Below are 17,539 nucleotides of genomic sequence, written 5' to 3'. Positions count from 1 at the left end.
AGGGCAGCCGTGGCTGCCCTGCTTTGTCAGATGGTTGGTTTATGGTTAATCGCGGCTGATTTTGCTTCCTCCTGACAGACGCTGCTCAATGGTGGGGTTGCCCCGGTAGTACACGTTGCTGGCACCGCTGGCGTCTACTTTCAGGTACTTAGAAGCCGACACCCGGGCCTTACTGGCACCCGACAGGTGCAGGTCAGCCTCCTCTACCGGGAAGTCCGTACTCCTTAGATCAGAGGCTCCAGACATATCTCCGGTCAGGTAGCGGCCTTCTCCACGCAGTATCAGTTCTGACGCTCCTGACAGATCCAGCGTCAGGCGCTCGGCAGATCCGGTAAAGGTAGAACGCGATGCTCCTGACAGGTTCATATCAATGACACGCTGGTCTTCAAAGCCTTCAATGGTAGATTCGCTGGCACCCGAGAAGCGTACGCCACGCAGGCTGGGCATGGTGATGTCGATATCCATGCGATCACGACGTGACCGCCAGTGGTTGCGGTAGCGGATGGTCAGCAGACCGTTGCGATCGACAAAGGCATCCAGATCGTCCAGATCGTTAAGCTCGCCCGTGGCTACAACTTTAAAGGTATTGCCCTGGCGTACCCTTACCCGAAAGGCGTGGCCCATTTCCAGACGGTCAAAATCAATCAGGCTGATCTCACGGGTACTAACACCCCGGGGGGCGATATCACCATCAATGGAGTTAATGAAAAGACATGATTGCATTGAAAGCAACAGACCCAGGATGGCTACACTGAAAAGGATGGAAGTGATACTTTTTTTCATGGCTAACAAATGATAATTGATACTTACTAATTTTAATGAAGGTTATGTGTTACAAAAGCTGGTGCGTTTACTGCTCCGTTTCTACCAAGACATCCCACAACGCCCTCCCCCCTATCCCTCCCCCAAAAAAAATATTTTTTTCTTTCGAATGGGGGTAACTCCCTCGTTGACTGTCCTAAGAGAAAATAGATTTAAACTTGGTAGCAACCGTTCTTCCATATTCCGCGACTGTTACCGATGGCGATTCCTTACTTTTGTACGGAAAAAAACAAGACGCATTCGTGCAGTTATCCGACACAGAGATTGTATCAGCCATTCGGCAAGGCCATGAGTCCGCCTTTGAGCAGATGTTCCGTACCTATTACGAACGTCTGTGTCAGTATGCGAACTCATTGCTGAAGGATGAGGATGAAGCCGAAGAAATGGTTCAGACGGTATTTATGAGCATCTGGGAAAAGCGTTCTGACCTGGAAATAACGCTGTCACTGAAGGCTTACCTGTACCGGGCCGTACACAACCATTGCCTGAATAAGATCAAGCACTATCAGGTACGTGAGGCCCACCGGGAGTATTCGCTGAGTTATCAGTCGCCCGGATACGAAGCCGTCACCGAAACCATTTACGGAAGTGAACTCGAAGAACGCATCGAGGAGGCGGTAAACCGACTTCCCGAGCAGTGCCAACTGGTATTCAGGATGAGCCGCTTTGAGGAGTTGAAGTACCAAGAAATAGCCGACCGGCTGGGACTTTCGATCAAAACAGTCGAAAATCAGATCGGGAAGGCATTACGAATATTGCGCAGTGAGCTGGCCGACTACCTGCCATCACTGCTTTGGCTGGTTCTCTTGTTTTTTTGACCGTTTTTTTCAGCATATACCCTTGAATACACCTAACGAACATTTTTCCGACGAGTTACTGGCGCGCTACCTGGCAGGTACCGCCACCGCCGCGGAAATAGAACAGGTCAGACAATGGCTGGAGGCATCACCCGATCGCTCCTCCGAGCTGGCGGCTTATCGTAAGCTGTGGGAGCGGAGCCAGGCAGTGGGTCAGAAGCGTATGCAGGTCAATACCGACGCCGCCTGGGAGAAGATGCGTATGCGTATGCATACGGTTGACACCGCTCCGGAACCCTCTGTCGCCCCTGTTCGTAAGCCCGAGGCTATCGTGAAGCCCATGCCCGTCAAGCGCCAGCTGAGCCCCTCTTTCTGGGCGGCTGCGGTGGTGGCGCTGGTGGCGGTGGCCTTTGGCTGGCTCCTCCTAACCCATAAGACAACCCCCGAACTGGTAAGTATCAGCACCAAAAACAACACATTTGAGAAAACTCTACCCGACGGCACCAAGGTGTTCCTGAACCACCACTCTACCCTAACCTACCCTGAAGGCTTGGACGGCGACCTGCGTACGGTATCTCTTACAGGAGAAGCATTCTTTGACGTAGCGCCCGACGCCAGTCATCCGTTCATCATCGATGCCAATGGTACTGAGGTACGGGTAGTAGGTACTTCATTCAACGTCAAAGCGTACGACGAAGCGGTACGTGTGGATGTAAAAACCGGTAAAGTAGAGGTAAGCAAAGCATCACGAAAAGCGGTACTTACCCCGGGTGAAGGCGTAAAGATCGAGGCCGATACCATACTACGCAGTATAGCGGCTGACCCCAACATGGCGGCCTACCGTACCCAGGTGTTTGAGTTTACGGCTACCAGTCTGGATGAAGTGGTGAAGTCGCTCCGGAGCGGCTACCATGCCGATGTACGACTATCGAACGAGCAACTGGCTAACTGCCGCCTGACCGTCCGCCTAGAGCAGGAAACGCTGGATGCTACGCTGGCTGTCATTGCCGAAACGCTGAACCTGCGCATACAGCAGCAGGGTGAAACCTACTGGCTGGAAGGAAAAGGATGTCAATAGTCTATCAATTCTCGATTTCTGATCATCAGATTATATAAGTACCAACATACTCCCTATACATTAAGGCAGGCGCTCTTCCTACCTCTATCCGTTCATTTATTACTAATTCGCTTATTCCAGTGAATCCTACTCTTACATATCGAATATTTATATTACTAGTTATTGGGTGGCTAAGTACCGGCAACCTGATGGCCCAGCCCTTGCTCGAAAATCGTATTTCTATAAAAGTAACCAATGAGCGTATCGAGGAAGTACTTCGTCAGATTGGCGAGAAAGGAGGATTCAGTTTCTCGTACAGCCCCGATGCCATTGATGTAAAGGCCCGTGTATCGGTCAATGCTAGCAACCAGAGTGTTCGCGAAATCTTGAATGATATTTTTAAAGGCTCGGTTACGTTCAAGGAGCGCCGGAAGTACATTATCTTACAGAAAGTAGCTGCTGAGCCCGAGCGCCAGCCTGACAACTTCTTCCTCAACGGGTATATCATTGATAAAAAAACGGGGGAACGCCTGCGTGACGCCAGTATATACGAGGCCAACTCACTGGTATCTACCGTGAGTAATGAGTACGGCTACTACCGCATAAAGCTCCCGGCGGCCCAGCCAAACCTACGGCTGGAAGTCAGGAAGGAAGAGTATTCGGCCCGCTCTGTTGAAGTAACCCGTCGCCAGGACTACTACCTGACCATATCACTCACTGCCGATACGATTCGTCATATCGAACGCCAGAATCCGCGCATTCTGTCGCGTCACGATACGGTACAGTCGCGGGTAGAGCCCAGGGTAGAGATTCCGCGTTCGCCGCAGGTAGTGTCCGCACCGGTACCTGCTGCCGAACCCGATACAACTGCCCCCCGCCCGGCCCATACTCTGAAAGAGCGCCTGCAGGAAGTAGGTGATGCCTTCGTTTATGCGTTTGCCTCTACCAAGCAGGCTATTCATACCGAGAATATCACGGATACTCTATACCGACCCTTCCAGGCATCCATACTTCCCTTTATTGGTACCAACCATCAGCTAAGCGGAAACGTTATTAATGATGTCTCGCTCAACCTCATTGCCGGCTACTCACTGGGTGTAGGTGCCCTTGAGGTAGGAGGTGTGGTTAATATTGTTCGCTGGAATGTGCAGGGTATTCAAGTAGCCGGACTGGCCAATCTGGTAGGTAGGGATGTACAGGGCATACAGATAGCCGGCTTTGGAAACCTCAACATCGGGGACTTTCGTGGGGTTCAGATTGCCGGCACGGCCAACGCCACCGCGGAGGACTTCCACGGCCTGCAAATATCGGGCTGGGCCAATGTTGTTGGTCGTAAGCTCAATGGCTGGCAGGTAACGCCCGGCCTCAACTATGCCCAGGTGGTGGAGAAGGGACACCAGCTTGGCTTTCTCAACTACGCCGACTCATCGGCTACCACACCATTTGGCTTTTTCAGCTATGTCCGCCAAAACGGCTACCGCCGCTATGAAGTTTCTACCGACGAACTCAATTACTTCAATGCCTCCTTCAAAACAGGCGTAGCCGGATTCTATAATATTTTTACGTTTGGTATGAATGCTTTTCTTCCAGGAAAACCACTGGGTAGTATAGGCTACGGCATAGGTACCGCCCGCCGACTGGGTCGTGGCTGGATGTTGAATGGTGACTTGGTCGCCAGCCGAATGGCGATACAGCGCCAGTTCTGGCGTCAGCCTCAAGCCGGTCATTACCGCATTACGGTGGCCCTGGAGAAGAAGTTAAGCCCACGCGTAGCTATTTCGCTGGGACCTACGCTTAACCTGCTGCACACCCCTTACGCCGGTCTGATAGATACCAGCACCCGGCGCGGCCTGGAACCCATCTGGATTGGCAACCGGTTTGATGATGGCATCACTACCTACGGCTGGGTAGGTTTTCAGGCAGCTCTCAGGTTTTGTAACAGGATTTAGGAGGGGCTTAGTTCTCCCCCAGATTCAGTTGGGTGCTAGCCGTCATATCTAGGCGGCCAGAGCCCTCAATCTGTATAGCTCTCGCTTTCCCATTATCACCCCCCAATGTAATGACATGTCCCTGCCTAATGGTGACCTCATCACAGATAGAGGGGATACGACCGCAGCTCCACCGGGAGGCGCTGTTCCAGTCGCCGGAGCTTAGGCTTTCACAGCGTCCGCGGCTCACTATGATATCATCCAGCCGAAGCTGCGGTCTCGAACCCGATCCAGACTTCATGTAGTAACGCCAGAATAACTGAACGTAGGACTGATTGAGAGCCGCCGCTGGTAAGGCTACCGGCCCCATCACCTGGCTGTGCCCTGCCTGAGCATTTCGGGAATACTCTACGGGCTGCCCCTGCGGGTCCAATACATCTTGGAACGCTCCGCTGTCACCTACCCGGTACTGTAACCGGATAGCATATTCGCGGTTATTGGGTAGTAAGGTGCCTGCTGTCCACTGTACATACACCTCATTTAGGCCGGTGGTTCGTAGCGCCAGCAGGGCTCCTCCCACTTTTCCCATTGGAAATCCTTCATTGACACTACTCGGATCATTACTCGTCGTATTTATAAAAGACACTCCATCGTTCCCAAGCCCGTTGACACGGCTGCGACTTTCGAAATTATACCTGCCTGAAGTGAAGCCCTCTATTGAGGCTGTTACAGTTGGATCCTGCTGATTCATGTATACAAAGGCCATATTGGACGGAAAGGACCCAGCCGGTGACTCAGCGCTCCACTGCTCAAACCGGTAGTCACAGTTAGCCAGTATATAGGCACTAGGTGTGGAATCAAAACCCTGATCCAGATCAAACACCGCCGTGACCGATCGATCAGACAATAAGTTTAAAACCAGTACCGGGTTGGTAGAGATTGTATTGTTACCTTCCTGCCAGCGCACAAACTTATATCCGGCCTTAGGCATGGCCGTGAGTGTAACCGGCACATTCTGGAAGTAATATCCTGTCCAGGGGTACGCGTTTTGGCTTACTCCCGGCGTAGTCGGCAGTATTGTGAGGGTATTCACTTTTATGTATCCATTTTCTGTATTAGATACATTGACCGTAATAGATCGTCTATCTGATAGTGAGAAATGATTTTTGAGCTGCTGGGACATAATGGAGGGGCGACGCTGCGCAAAGTCAATCATGATATTGACCTCGTTGTTCCAGTCGTTGACCCCCCCGCTTGTTTTCCAGCGAGCTATGTGCTCACCTATTTCCGGCTGTATTCTCTGCTTCATGGTATTAATGATGGGTACTGTCCGCTCCGGCAGATAGGTACTGTTGAGCAGGTCACTAAAGCGAGTAATAAAGGCAGTCCGAAAAGTAGAGTTGGTAAGCAGGCTTCTGAGTATAAAGGTCCTGGCTGGCCCGGGAGACTTATTAGGATCTTCGTTAGTAGCGAATTCCAGCGTATTATGCTCCGCGGATGAATAACTCCCGGCAAACCCATGGTCCGTATCGAACATCATCCAGCGCCAGCGTCCGTCGTGCCCGTAAGGAGCATTAGGCTGGTATGGCGTGCGCAGGCGCCAGTTACGGACGTTGTTTTCGACCCAATCAGTATTTGCCGCAAATATTTCTGCAATCTGATAATCAATAAAATTATCAATGTCCATCTGCGTCTGGATGTAGGAATAGTGTTCATTGCTTGAGGAGCCGTTTTTGACCATATAGCTAAACATGGCATTATAGTGCACCATATCCCCTTCGTCAACTTCAGCTCCATTATTTTCGATCAGGTCCAGATTTTCCGGGTTCACCCCATACCTGGTATTCAGATAGTACTTATCGTACCGCTCACGGATATTGTGAATACCCCAGTACTCACCGTTTAGAAGGAGGATGGCAGGCTTATAACCTTGCGTATCAAAGTTAAGATGCTTCACCATTTCCTGAATAGCGGCATCCCGGAACATGGTCTGCCGCCAGTCATTCCCTGAGTTCCGTAGCAGTAGGCGCTTGTGATTGGTGTAAGGTACAGAAGAGAAAAATGGGTAGTTAAAATAGGTATTGCTGTACAGCCGGAGAGTCTTCTGAGGGTAGCCTCGGGTATGCCCTCCGTGAAGTCGGACCCCAATGTGCTGATTAATAGCTGAGCCAGTGGCGTTCTCGGCAAAATACTCGAAGTTAGCTTCCTTTTCCCACTCTTCGCCGCTCCGCCGGAAATTACCTGGAAAGGCTGGACCATACGCAGGAGTCTGACGTTCGCCATACCGCCAATTGTCAAAATCAACACCTGCGGTGTAAATGCCATCTTGGTACCCAAACAAGTCTTTTTCGGACATGGCCAGCGACACAACTGGTATCGTGAAGCGTTGATTTTGATTGGGTGTAACGATGTAGGTATTGGTCACTACCGGGCTTGCCAGAGCCCCTTGCCTGACAGCCTTGGCCCTGACCACAGTACCCTTAAACACCGGAAAGCCAGGCAGATAGACAGCGGTATGCTGGTAGGTGGAGGAGTACATGGATACCCGGTTGGGTTGGCTGGTGCGGTCGGTAATGGATATAGGGCCTGAATACGTATAGGTTCTTAATGTAGCGTCGAGCAACGGTCCGGAACCCTGTCCGGGTACTTCTTCGTAGCTGTTTTTATAAGTAAAGGTACTTCCATTAAGATTGGCTTCATCGGGTTCAGACCCATCCAGGGTATACAGGATAGTAACGGATGGGTCGTTGGAGGATAACGTCAGGTTAAAGGAAGAAGCCGAATAGCCAGCGGGCTGAGAAAAGGTCGGCGGTGACAGTATATCATTATACGCAGTAGAATTGTTATTGCTGGCGCCCGGAGTAGGCTCTAAAAAGAAGCTCCACTGGGAACTGCCATTCTGATTCCGTCCAAAGGAGACATCGGTTCGCTGTTCTCCGAAGACATAGGAATCTACAACCGTGGTACCATTGGGAGCCGTCAGGCCGATCTCCTCGCCACCGGCAGATAGTCTGACATTTACGTGCAAAGGCCCCCGGTCCAGTGCTTCGCTGGCCCATAAAAGCAAAAATCCACCCGCCGGAATAACTGTGGCAGATGAACCCGATGGAATTTTGTACTTGGTAGGATTGGACAGGTTATCGGTTATGTAGTACCCGGCGAGGTCAACAGAAGAGGAATTGGGGTTGTATATCTCGATCCAATCTTCGTAGGCTCCTGTGGCATCAGCTACCTTTGAAGCATTAGAAGCCATAAATTCATTGATATACAACGTCTGGCTTATGGCCTTACCGGCAACAACTAGTACCAGCAGTAGTACTGCTGTAACATTCTTGATCATATAGTGCAGGTGCGGATAAAGTTACATTCTATACTAATATAGTTACTTTATCCACACCCGCACAACAATTTTATCAAACGGTATTTTGTATTAACAATTTGGTTTATAATCTATTAAAACCCAATCCGGCGGGCTCGCTTGATCCTTTTCTCGGCGGCGTACTCCCTCAGTTCTTCCAGCTCCCTTTCGTAGCCGCCCGACAGGATTGGGAAGCGGCACCAGGTGCGGGGGTCGAGGTTGTGGTCGTCGAGGTGGAAAGACGGTGCGTAGCGCTCGCGCTTCCACTGATTACGACTCCATAGCTTAAAGAACCGCTTGGTCCAGTGCAGCATCTGCTCAGGAGCGTATTGTCCCTCAAAGCGTACCAGCAGGTTGCGGTAGCAGTCAATCGGGGGCTTTTTGTCACGGATAGCCAGCTCCTCCACCGAGTTCAGGAATTCGTACGGCATCAGGTCATCCTCATCGGTCTGCTTGTACTCCTGCGGACGTAGCTCAGCAGTAGGCTGCAGGCTGTTGACTTTCTGGAGGCCTTCAATCCGGATGTGCTTGCCTTTTACGTCACAACCGACGGTCTCGAGCCAGCGGAGCCAGTGACGCAGGTAATGCTTATCAATACCCGCGATAGGAGAAAGTCCGCCCGCCGTATCACCATCCATAGTTGCATACCCTACGGCCGCTTCGGAGCGGTTGGATGTAGACAGCAGCAAATGGTTGCTGATGTTGGTCAGGTACCACACGCTTGGGGCTCGTACCCGCGCCTGTATATTCTGCATGGCTATATCGTCGGTATCCCAGCTCAACTGCCGGCCGATCTGCTCCTCAATGAGCTTGGTATAGGTTTCGACCAGCCCATTGATATTTACATTATAGAATGTAGAGCCAATGGACAGCGCCAGTGAACGGGCCGACTCTAGGGTATCATCAGAGCTATTCTCCGTTCCCTGATAGATGTTATGAATAATCTCTTTGGAGATGTCTTCTACTGTTTCGGCCTCCTGAACCTTGAGGATATAGCTCAGCTTCTGTTTGAACCGATCCAGTCCGATACTTTCGTCCGCCAGCCGGACCATCAAACCACACAGAGCCGTACAGGCTGATGAGTCGGCTCCCCCCGAAAGCGAGATGGTAAAGCCGTGCGAACGGCTCTTGCGCATGTAGTCAAACAAGGCCAGACACACAGCCCGGGCAAATTCTTCTTCCTTCAGGGCTCCCCCACTTTCAAAGGGCTCCATTGTCGCTACCTGATGACGCACGGGCTCTATATCCGGAAAATCATAGGTGGCTACTACCTTCCAGGTCTCTTCTTTTGAAAGCCTTCCCAGGTTCTGTACCTGCGTGAGGCGGGTGTACTCGGTATCTACAACCGCCGTGATGATCAGGTAATCTTCGTAGCTAAACCGGGGACTTGATGTTAGCAAAGCTCCGTTGGAAGCAATCATGGCATCCCCGTCGTAGATAGCCCGCCCGGCTTCGTTACCCAGGAGGTTGGTATAGATATAATTACAGCCGAATGAACGTGATGCATCTATCACCAGCCGCTCCCGGATCATGAATTTATTAAAGGCAAAGTGGCTGGCGCTGGGATTGAGCATGATATCTACCCCACGGTCGTAATGCGAACGGCCGGGACGGTTGGATATCCAGGCATCCTCACATATCTCGAAGGCGATCCGGACTCCCGACACGTCAAAGATCAGGTCCCCGATGGGGTACTGCATCTGGTCTATTTCGGTACGGCTTACAACACCGGGGGTCCAGGCATGGAACCAGCGTGGCTCGTAGTGAATGCCGTTGTTGGGTAGATTTTGCTTCACATAAAAACCCAGGATCCGTTTGTTCGCAATCAGACAGGCTGTGTTGTATACCCGGTGATTGTGCCTGAGGGGCAGACCTACCGCTACGATCATATCCGCAGTATGCGTCACTATTTCCAGCAGACATTTCTTAGCCTGCTCTACAATATCATACGATAAGAAATAGTCTTCACAGCCATAGCCCGTAATACATAGCTCAGGCATACACAATATCGACACCTCCTGGCGGCGTGCCTCTTCGATGGCTCCTATGATATTGGCTGTATTATTTTTCCAGTCCATCGGGGTCTGATTGACCACCCCGGCGGCTACTTTGATAAGTGTCATATAGCAGTTTAATGAGTGATTCTGGTAGGGATTGATAGTACAGGCTACCCGTGCCACAGCTCGAAACCGTGGCACGGGTAAAGCGGGTACCCCCTATTGTAACAAATTATAGAGCAAAAGGATTAGATAATGCCGGTAGAGGCCAGGCTACAGGAAGGCCGAGGCGGCATCTGCATCCACCAGTACCCAGGCATCAGGATGCTCCTGCACCAGGCTGGCCGGGAAGGCTTCGGTCACCTCCCCTTTCAGGGCGCGGGCTATCACAGGAGCTTTGGCTTCACCACTTGCCATAAGCACCAGTCGCCGGGCTTCCATCATATGCCGTAGTCCGAGGGTGACACCTCCGGTTAGGGGAGTAGGCCCCTGGAAGTACTTCTGCCCTACTTCGATGGTGATAGGGTCCAGCTCGGATACGTGCGCATAAGTATCGAAGGAGGTACCGGGTTCGTTGAGGCCCAAATGTCCATTCATACCTATTCCCAGTATGATCAGGTCCAGGCCACCCAATTGTTCAATAGCCCCATTGAGGCGCTCACACTCGGCCTGCAGGTTTTCGGCCCTGGCATCGAAGAACAGGATCTGCTCCGGGCGAAAACCGATGGGATGCAGAAAGTCCCGGTCCAGAAGCTGGCGCCCGCTGCCTTCATCCTCCGGCCCCATCCCTATCCATTCGTCCAGACCCACAAAGGTACATTGGGAAAAATCCGCCAGGCCCTGCTCGTGACGAAGTATCAGCTCACGGAACATACCCACGGGGGTACTTCCGGACGGCAGACAGATGACCGCATTGGGCTTGCCCTGTAAGGTACTGACCACCACATCGGCGGCGGCTCGGGATAGGTGTTCGTAGGTAGGATATACCTGAAATTCCTGCATAGGGGTAGGTTATTGTGGTTAATCGGCGTAGAGTACGTACTTCTTCCGCATCTCTTTGTAGCGGGCCAGCTCCGGCGCGTAGGCCTGACGGATCTCCTTTTCAGATTTTCCTTCGGCCATCATTTTACGGATCATATCAGTACCTGCCAACTGGTCAAAGTACCTCGCACTGGTATAGAACTTTGATTTGTCGGGAGCCTTGTTGTAGAAGTCGAGTACATATTTAAGCGAAAAGCCTAGGTTCTTTGCCTCTACATCACGCAGATCTTTCCCATAGCACAGCTTTCCCTCGTTAGGCGGGTTGACCGCACCGGGTTTTTCAACCGGAGTAAAGGTATACGAGCCAAATACCGGATTAGGAGCCCCGATTACCTGAAACTGCGTATCGGTACCGCGTCCTACGCTCACAATGGTTGGCTCAAAAAGACAGATGGACGGGTACAGCCACACGGCCTGCATATTGGGCAGGTTAGGCGATGGTTTTACAGGTAATGTATAAGTTGTTTGATGGGTATACTGCTGACAGGGTACGATGGTCAAATCAGCGGGCTTTTTTCCTTCAAGCCAGCCTTCACCATTGATCATTAGGGCCAGTTCGCCGGAGGTAAGGCCATGTACCACCGGTACCGGATTCATGCCCACGAATGAAGCGAACTTACGATCCAGTACGGGACCATCAATGTAGTGGCCATTGGGATTGGGCCGGTCCAGTACTACGCACTTCTTGCCCTGCTCGGCGCAGGCCTCCATCACCAGGTGCATGGTACTGGGGTAGGTATAGTAGCGTACGCCTACATCCTGAATATCAAAGATCACCACGTCCACCTCCCTGAATTGCTCCTCGGTTGGTTTCTTGTTTTTTCCATACAGCGATACGATCGATAGCCCCGTCCGGGTATCCACTCCGTCTTTTATTTCGGCTCCGTCGGCGGCCATTCCCCGAAAACCATGCTCCGGTGCGAAAATTGTTTTTATATTCACCCCCAGCTTTTGCAGACTATCGGCCAGGTGGGTACCGTTAGGGAATATAGTAGTATGATTTACGACCAGCGCCACGCGCTTGTCTTTGAGCAGGGGTAGGTATTCGCCGGTACGTTCGATACCCAATACGGGTTTGGCCTGTACCGCCGGCTGGTCCGATTTTTTCTCCTGCCCGGCAGTAGTCTGCGGTGTTTTGGTACTACATGACCAGAGCAGGATCAGAGATAGAAAGTGGATGAAGTTCATCACGGCTTGATTTTTCAGTTAATTTTGCCAAATTATTAATTAATAGAATACTAACCTAACGCTACCTGTTGCGATTCCCTTCGTTCATATCCAGCCGCATCCGGCACAACAAAGTAGGCTCATTTTCGTCGACCGTATCACGGATAGGCGTAGCCAGTATTGCCATCGGAGTGGCGGTAGGCATCGTAGCGTTTGCGGTACTGCTGGGCTTTAAGCAAACGATCCAGCAAAAGGTTTTCTTGTTTGGAGCGCACCTGCGCGTCAGCGCCTTGACCCTCAGCAATACCTATGAGGAGGGCCCTCTGTCCCGCAAGACTCCCCTGGCCGAAGACCTCAGCCAGATGCCCGAGATCAGGCACTGGCACGCCGTAGCGCATAAGTCAGGTATTCTTAAAACGCCTGATGAGCTAAAAGGTATTGTACTCAAAGGGGTAGATGAGCAGTACGACTGGACGCTCTTTGAGAGGAGCCTGGTAGAAGGACGCCTGATCCAGCACCCCGATAGTGGCTACTCTACCGAAATCATCATCAGCCGCAAGATCGCCAACCAGCTACGCCTCAAACCCGGTGACGATGTACTGATGTACTTTGTCCAGAACCCGCCCCGAGCCCGTAAGTTGCAGGTAGTCGGTATCTACGAAACGGAGTTGGAAGAGTTTGACAATACACTGGTCATCGGTGATATCACGCTGGTGCAGCGCCTCAACGAATGGGGCGCCGATACGGTAGGTACCTACGAGATCTACCTCAAAGACTTTGAGCAACTGGACCAGGTAGCGATGGAGGTTTTTGACCGGATGTCGCCGGATATGGTACTGCAGAAAGTGACTGAAAGCTTTCGGCCGCTGTTCGACTGGCTTATCCTGCTGGACCGCAATACGGCCGTATTCCTGACGCTGATCCTATTCGTGGCCTGCTTTAATATGATCTCTATCCTGCTGGTGATGATTATGGAGCGCACCCCGCTGGTGGGCCTGCTCAAGACGCTGGGTAGCCCCGACAGCCAGATCCGCAATATCTTTCTGCGGGTAGGGCTCTACATCGTGACGCGCGGCCTGCTCATTGGTAACGCCATCGGGCTTCTCTTCTGTTGGGTGCAGTACCGGTTTCAGCTCCTCCCCCTCGACCCTGTCAACTATTATATGGATACCGTCCCCATCGTGTTTGACTGGGGTACCATTCTGCTCGTCAATGCCATTACCCTGCTGGTAGTTGGGCTGGTGCTCCTGATCCCGACCTACGTCATTACCCGTATTCAACCTATCCGGGCGCTGCTGTTCAAGAAGTAAAGGACTGGGTAGTATGGGATTGATAGGTTAGGCATTAGTACCTCTGAGGATACAATCAACCACCTTCATAAGGTACATTGCCACTTATTTCCTAGCACTTTGCCAACATCGCTCCCGAGCAGAAACAACAGGCCCGTCAACGCCATTTAGTTTGTCTCTTCCGGCCTAGGACAGGTAAAGAAATTGGCTAACAACTGGACTTGGAGGTATACAAATAAATAAGGATATTGCTATTGCAGGACGGAGAGAAAGGCGAACTCGACAGAGGTAGCGAGCCGGGCTTGCCCTGATTTGTAATCAGGGCATCTTCTGATAGCGCTTAAAACGCAAGCTGATTCAACCCCAGCGGGGGACAGTCCCAATTACAAATCGGGGTTAGATTGGGCTACGGGATAACTCTTTGGCTTGTGCTGTCCGCACGTGCAGGATGTTATATGCCTACATATTGATTAACGAACCCCACCCAATCCACACCAAAGGGAACTGTAATGTATTTTCCTTCCGGTGTGATCAATACCTTGGTGGGATAGCCTTCTACTTTATATATCTTTTCTATCTTACCATCAGACATAGCCACGGGAAACGTAAACTTCTTTTGCTCCATGTAGGCGGTCACTTTGTCCTTTGTATCCCGACAGGCCACAGTCAACAGTGCGATGGTATCAGGCTTTTGCAAAACGGTTGACTGATAAAATTTATCCAGTCCCGGATGCTCCTGTCGGCAAGGACCACACCAGGTACCCAAAAAGTCAACCAGTATCCACTTACCCGAAAGATTGTTGCTTGCAAAGGCGTTCCCATCAAGTAAGGTAAAGGAAATAGGGGGTGCTGCCTTTGCTGTTCTATTAATTGCTGCCCGCCAGTAGTTGGCAAATGGCTCGTCCGGGGAGATATTCTTAGTATAGAAGGTTTCCAGCCTGTTCTTGTATTCCGGAGCAATAAGAGCTGTATTCAGAAGTGCTGCCAAAACTTCCTTCTTATTGGTAGAGGTACTCTCAAGAAAAGTAAAATAATCGTCCCTGAAGCTCCGTTTTTCACCCCCAGTGAGCATAATCATATCATAGAAGTAAGCTGAGGTGTGATTTTGGTCAACCAGATCAGGACTATAATCAAAGGCATTTTTCAGGAGCAGGGCTTTTGTTGCTTCCCCCTGGGCTTCACCAGCTTCTATATAGTTTGCATAGGCATACAGATAGCGGTACCAGGCTCGTTTTCCCAACTCAACCCGAGAGGTGGAGTCGGTTACTTTTGTCTGACCTTTTTCCAGCTTCGACTTTAGGGTCATAAGCAACTCTTGCGCCAAAGGTTTCGTAGCCTCCTGTTTTGAAAGTATCTGATGAATAAGCAGTCCATAGCGCCCCTGTCGATTTTCATGAATATTATCCGGCAACAGCTCCTTATGGACAAATTCATTGGCAATGGCTGTCAGGACAACCGGATCAGTGTGGTTATCCTGTGCTCTTAGTAGTAGGTATAATGGTCTTGCTGATTGTTGTAGAACTTTGTTGCTATCAAACGCCATCTTCTGCAGTAACCCTTTACTGAAAAGCAGCCTCCGGTTATACGCATTGATTACACTTGTGTCACTCTTTGATAAGTCCCTCTGCCGGAATTGCTGTGCAAATGAATTATGAAGCAAATCTTTCAGGAATGGCTCATAGGCAGTAATCAAAGCTAACTTCTGCAAATAGTATAAGGCAGAGTCCTGGTCCAGGTTATTATTAGTAAACTTTTGAATGCTATTGAAATAAATGATCGGATCTTCCTTAGGCGGATGGGCTGTCTGAGCTTTCGCGTGGTACATCAGTAAAATGCAGAACCCTAGCAGTAGTCTTTTCATGCCTTTGGAAGTTTGTTGAGCACTGTACACGTGTATTGATAAATGTCCCTGGATTCGTACTCGAAAAGACTATCCAAGTAAGGTAACTAGTATGCCTGCAAACTCCTATCTGCTGAAATGCCCGTCCCACTCTCCGGCATCTGTTCTCAGTACCTGGACAACCAGCCAGATTGCCGGTGTACGGTCTACTTAACTTTATCTCGAATGTTAAAATGGTTACTAATAAACAAAAGGTGGCGGTGTTGAAGTAACTCAATGTAAATAGAAATTTCTCCATCACCAAATTGTCTACGCAACCGCTCGAAGAACCCCTCATAGTCACTACCGCGCGGCATGCCATTCGTCTGGACCAAACGGCTGCGGAAAGTTGACTCGCGCCCAGCGGGGGACCGTCCTGATTGCAAATCAGGATTAAATGGGGCGACTGCTGTCGCCCCCCCTCATTCTTAATGACTGACAGATATCAAAAGTCCTTACTATCCTGATCCGATTATACCGCTGTACCAAAACTGGCATAAGGTTAACTATGATATTGAGAAGGATAATTTTCCATCTCAATTCTCCTGTTAATACATACTTTCTTAGAAACAGGTAACTCATAAAGAAGAAGCCCAGGATATGAATGGACTCTATTAGTGCAGTCATCATAATCAGGTTAGCAGCTTCATTTTTTAGTAAGCTCCTATTTTGGGCCATGGAAATACCAGGCTTAAATAACCTAACCAGAACAAAGAAATAATCTCCAAAAGGTACGATCTTCTTAAAGTGATGAATCCCAACCTTCTTGTAAACTAGACCTCCGTTCTCAAAAGAATGCTCCCTGAAATACCAGCTGACACTATATATCAACTTACTCATTTCTAGATCTATGGCTAGTAGTGGTATGAGTATATCAATGCCCAAGTAGTTGCCCGCAAGGCTATACCTAGCGTTTTTCCATTATCTTTTTAACGGCCTCTATATGACCGTCCAGAAACAATCTATATAGCTTCTCAACTTCTTCCCAACTCTCAGCTTTGAATTCGATTTGCTCATCAGACTCCGAGCCGAACTCTCCTACCAGGTTTAGATTTTTATCAACTTCCAACACATATTCATCTTCCTCAAATATCCCCACCCAAAAGGCTCCATGCTCGTCATCCACTTCCTGTATCTCCGAAATGGCCTCCATTACATCCTCAATCGAAATCGATTCAATTGAGTCACTCCATGCTCTCTGGAGGTTGGACATTTATTTGCTCAGTGAGCTTATTGTTTGTTATGTAATATTCTATTCTTTATCCCTGTTGTCCAATAAAATAAAGTGAAGCAATTATCACAGTGATAATTAACGACCAAACTATCATGCTTTTATAACTTGGTCTCGGACCCTCTTTCAGAACTTTGATGCCCAGTGGAATAAGGGCAACACAAAGTCCAGTAACGGCTACTACAGAACCCCAGGAACTTCCTTTGAGTACACCTAGCATAAGCATGGACATTAATCCTAATGCAACAGAACGAATGATTCCAAGCGTATTGGAGAGAAAAGCACCTATTGAAAGTATGATCCAACCAGCCAAAATCGCTCCGTTTAATGTAGCAATGATGCTAAACGCACCATAAGAGTCAGCAACAATTTTTGTGGCATTTTCTAACCCCTCAATTCGCACCAATTGAAACGATAGATGGTCAACGCCGCCGTGGAAGGTTCTGGCAAAAAGTCCGAATAGAACAAATGTTCCACCCCACAAAGCCAATTGGCTCCTTTTTTTTCCAATTTCCCGGGAAAGGGTGATGATGGCGGGCCAAAGTAAAATATTTCCTACTACAAAAAAATTATAGGACGTTACCATTAGCGTAGGGTGATCGTTAAACGCAGCAAGCTGTTGCGGAAAGAAAAAGTGAAACGGCATGCGGAGCAATACGCCGATTAGAAGTACAATCGGCGCAATCGTTGTTGATATACCACCGATGTATCGCCCTGGGAACCAAAAGTCGTGGTTCTCAGGGCCCTTCTCATCCATTTTGCGAAAAATATTCTTTACTCCTAACTGATCATTATTCATTGAATAAGGAATTCTTCTATTTATCATTTAATAGTTATCTCCATTAAATGGCACACAACGGCAAGTATAAATAACGTGTAAGCCCCTCGCCCGGAGTTGGTGTTTACACATCATTGGCGAGAGTTATTTTTAGAAATCTATTTGAAAGTAGTAGAAATCCTTCATATAGCTTCC

13 protein-coding genes are annotated in these 17,539 nt (G+C 49.8%); 4 read left to right on the top strand and 9 right to left on the bottom strand.

What is annotated here, in order from left to right; genetic code table 11:
• Nucleotides 1-45: 45 nt before the first annotated feature.
• The gene (locus tag JUB14_RS07260; protein ID WP_207505200.1) at nt 46-783 is read right to left on the bottom strand and encodes a head GIN domain-containing protein; all 738 of its coding nucleotides are present in this window, start codon (nt 781-783) and stop codon (nt 46-48) included.
• Nucleotides 784-1,064: 281 nt separating this feature from the next.
• On the opposite strand from JUB14_RS07260, the gene JUB14_RS07255 reads away from it, so the two are divergent.
• From JUB14_RS07255 to JUB14_RS07245, 3 genes are all read left to right on the top strand, one after another.
• Nucleotides 1,065-1,640, top strand: coding sequence for an RNA polymerase sigma-70 factor (locus JUB14_RS07255; RefSeq protein WP_207505199.1), 576 nt, complete (start codon nt 1,065-1,067; stop codon nt 1,638-1,640).
• Nucleotides 1,641-1,662: 22 nt separating this feature from the next.
• Complete coding sequence (locus JUB14_RS07250; protein ID WP_207505198.1) at nt 1,663-2,697, top strand: FecR domain-containing protein; 1,035 nt, start codon at nt 1,663-1,665, stop codon at nt 2,695-2,697.
• 188 nt (nt 2,698-2,885) lie between these two features.
• Nucleotides 2,886-4,625, top strand: coding sequence for an STN and carboxypeptidase regulatory-like domain-containing protein (locus JUB14_RS07245; protein ID WP_207505197.1), 1,740 nt, complete (start codon nt 2,886-2,888; stop codon nt 4,623-4,625).
• Nucleotides 4,626-4,632: 7 nt separating this feature from the next.
• Here the strand turns inward: JUB14_RS07245 and JUB14_RS07240 are convergent, their stop codons facing one another.
• From JUB14_RS07240 to JUB14_RS07225, 4 genes are all read right to left on the bottom strand, one after another.
• Nucleotides 4,633-7,944 (bottom strand): CotH kinase family protein, encoded by a 3,312-nt coding sequence (locus JUB14_RS07240; protein WP_207505196.1) that lies wholly within the window; start codon nt 7,942-7,944, stop codon nt 4,633-4,635.
• Nucleotides 7,945-8,057: 113 nt separating this feature from the next.
• Nucleotides 8,058-10,085, bottom strand: coding sequence for an NAD(+) synthase (gene nadE / locus JUB14_RS07235; protein WP_207505195.1), 2,028 nt, complete (start codon nt 10,083-10,085; stop codon nt 8,058-8,060).
• A gap of 147 nt (nt 10,086-10,232) precedes the next feature.
• Nucleotides 10,233-10,961: a glucosamine-6-phosphate deaminase gene (locus tag JUB14_RS07230; RefSeq protein ID WP_207505194.1), complete on the bottom strand. Its 729-nt coding sequence runs from the start codon at nt 10,959-10,961 to the stop codon at nt 10,233-10,235.
• A gap of 18 nt (nt 10,962-10,979) precedes the next feature.
• A complete protein-coding gene (locus JUB14_RS07225; protein ID WP_207505964.1) occupies nt 10,980-12,188 on the bottom strand; it encodes an exo-beta-N-acetylmuramidase NamZ family protein in 1,209 nt (402 codons plus the stop codon).
• A gap of 68 nt (nt 12,189-12,256) precedes the next feature.
• On the opposite strand from JUB14_RS07225, the gene JUB14_RS07220 reads away from it, so the two are divergent.
• Nucleotides 12,257-13,477 carry an ABC transporter permease gene (locus tag JUB14_RS07220; RefSeq protein WP_207505193.1) on the top strand — a complete coding sequence of 407 codons (1,221 nt, stop codon included), beginning with the start codon at nt 12,257-12,259 and terminating at the stop codon, nt 13,475-13,477.
• 430 nt (nt 13,478-13,907) lie between these two features.
• On the opposite strand, the gene JUB14_RS07215 is transcribed toward JUB14_RS07220, so the two are convergent.
• From JUB14_RS07215 to JUB14_RS07205, 4 genes are all read right to left on the bottom strand, one after another.
• A complete protein-coding gene (locus tag JUB14_RS07215; RefSeq protein ID WP_207505192.1) occupies nt 13,908-15,317 on the bottom strand; it encodes a TlpA family protein disulfide reductase in 1,410 nt (469 codons plus the stop codon).
• 411 nt (nt 15,318-15,728) lie between these two features.
• Nucleotides 15,729-16,175, bottom strand: coding sequence for a glycosyl-4,4'-diaponeurosporenoate acyltransferase CrtO family protein (locus JUB14_RS28080; RefSeq protein WP_374757807.1), 447 nt, complete (start codon nt 16,173-16,175; stop codon nt 15,729-15,731).
• Between the two features lie 67 nt (nt 16,176-16,242).
• The gene (locus JUB14_RS07210; protein ID WP_207505191.1) at nt 16,243-16,548 is read right to left on the bottom strand and encodes a hypothetical protein; all 306 of its coding nucleotides are present in this window, start codon (nt 16,546-16,548) and stop codon (nt 16,243-16,245) included.
• 46 nt (nt 16,549-16,594) lie between these two features.
• Complete coding sequence (locus JUB14_RS07205; RefSeq protein WP_207505190.1) at nt 16,595-17,392, bottom strand: hypothetical protein; 798 nt, start codon at nt 17,390-17,392, stop codon at nt 16,595-16,597.
• Between the last annotated feature and the right edge of the window lie 147 nt (nt 17,393-17,539).

It is taken from the genome of Telluribacter humicola (genome assembly GCF_017355935.1).
Lineage (GTDB): Bacteria > Bacteroidota > Bacteroidia > Cytophagales > Spirosomataceae > Telluribacter > Telluribacter humicola.
Note: the sequence above shows the minus strand (reverse complement) of the source record. Positions and strands in the feature narration are given on the sequence as shown.

Excerpts from the sequence above, each read along its gene's own strand:
- JUB14_RS07260 (WP_207505200.1), bottom strand. The coding sequence starts at position 783 with ATGAAAAAAAGTATCACTTCCATCCTTTTCAGTGTAGCCATCCTGGGT.
- JUB14_RS07245 (WP_207505197.1), top strand. The coding sequence starts at position 2,886 with ATGGCCCAGCCCTTGCTCGAAAATCGTATTTCTATAAAAGTAACCAAT.
- JUB14_RS07240 (WP_207505196.1), bottom strand. The coding sequence starts at position 7,944 with ATGATCAAGAATGTTACAGCAGTACTACTGCTGGTACTAGTTGTTGCC.
- nadE (WP_207505195.1), bottom strand. The coding sequence starts at position 10,085 with ATGACACTTATCAAAGTAGCCGCCGGGGTGGTCAATCAGACCCCGATG.
- JUB14_RS07230 (WP_207505194.1), bottom strand. The coding sequence starts at position 10,961 with ATGCAGGAATTTCAGGTATATCCTACCTACGAACACCTATCCCGAGCC.
- JUB14_RS07225 (WP_207505964.1), bottom strand. The coding sequence starts at position 12,188 with ATGAACTTCATCCACTTTCTATCTCTGATCCTGCTCTGGTCATGTAGT.
- JUB14_RS07215 (WP_207505192.1), bottom strand. The coding sequence starts at position 15,317 with ATGAAAAGACTACTGCTAGGGTTCTGCATTTTACTGATGTACCACGCG.
- JUB14_RS28080 (WP_374757807.1), bottom strand. The coding sequence starts at position 16,175 with ATGAGTAAGTTGATATATAGTGTCAGCTGGTATTTCAGGGAGCATTCT.
- JUB14_RS07210 (WP_207505191.1), bottom strand. The coding sequence starts at position 16,548 with ATGTCCAACCTCCAGAGAGCATGGAGTGACTCAATTGAATCGATTTCG.
- JUB14_RS07205 (WP_207505190.1), bottom strand. The coding sequence starts at position 17,392 with ATGATAAATAGAAGAATTCCTTATTCAATGAATAATGATCAGTTAGGA.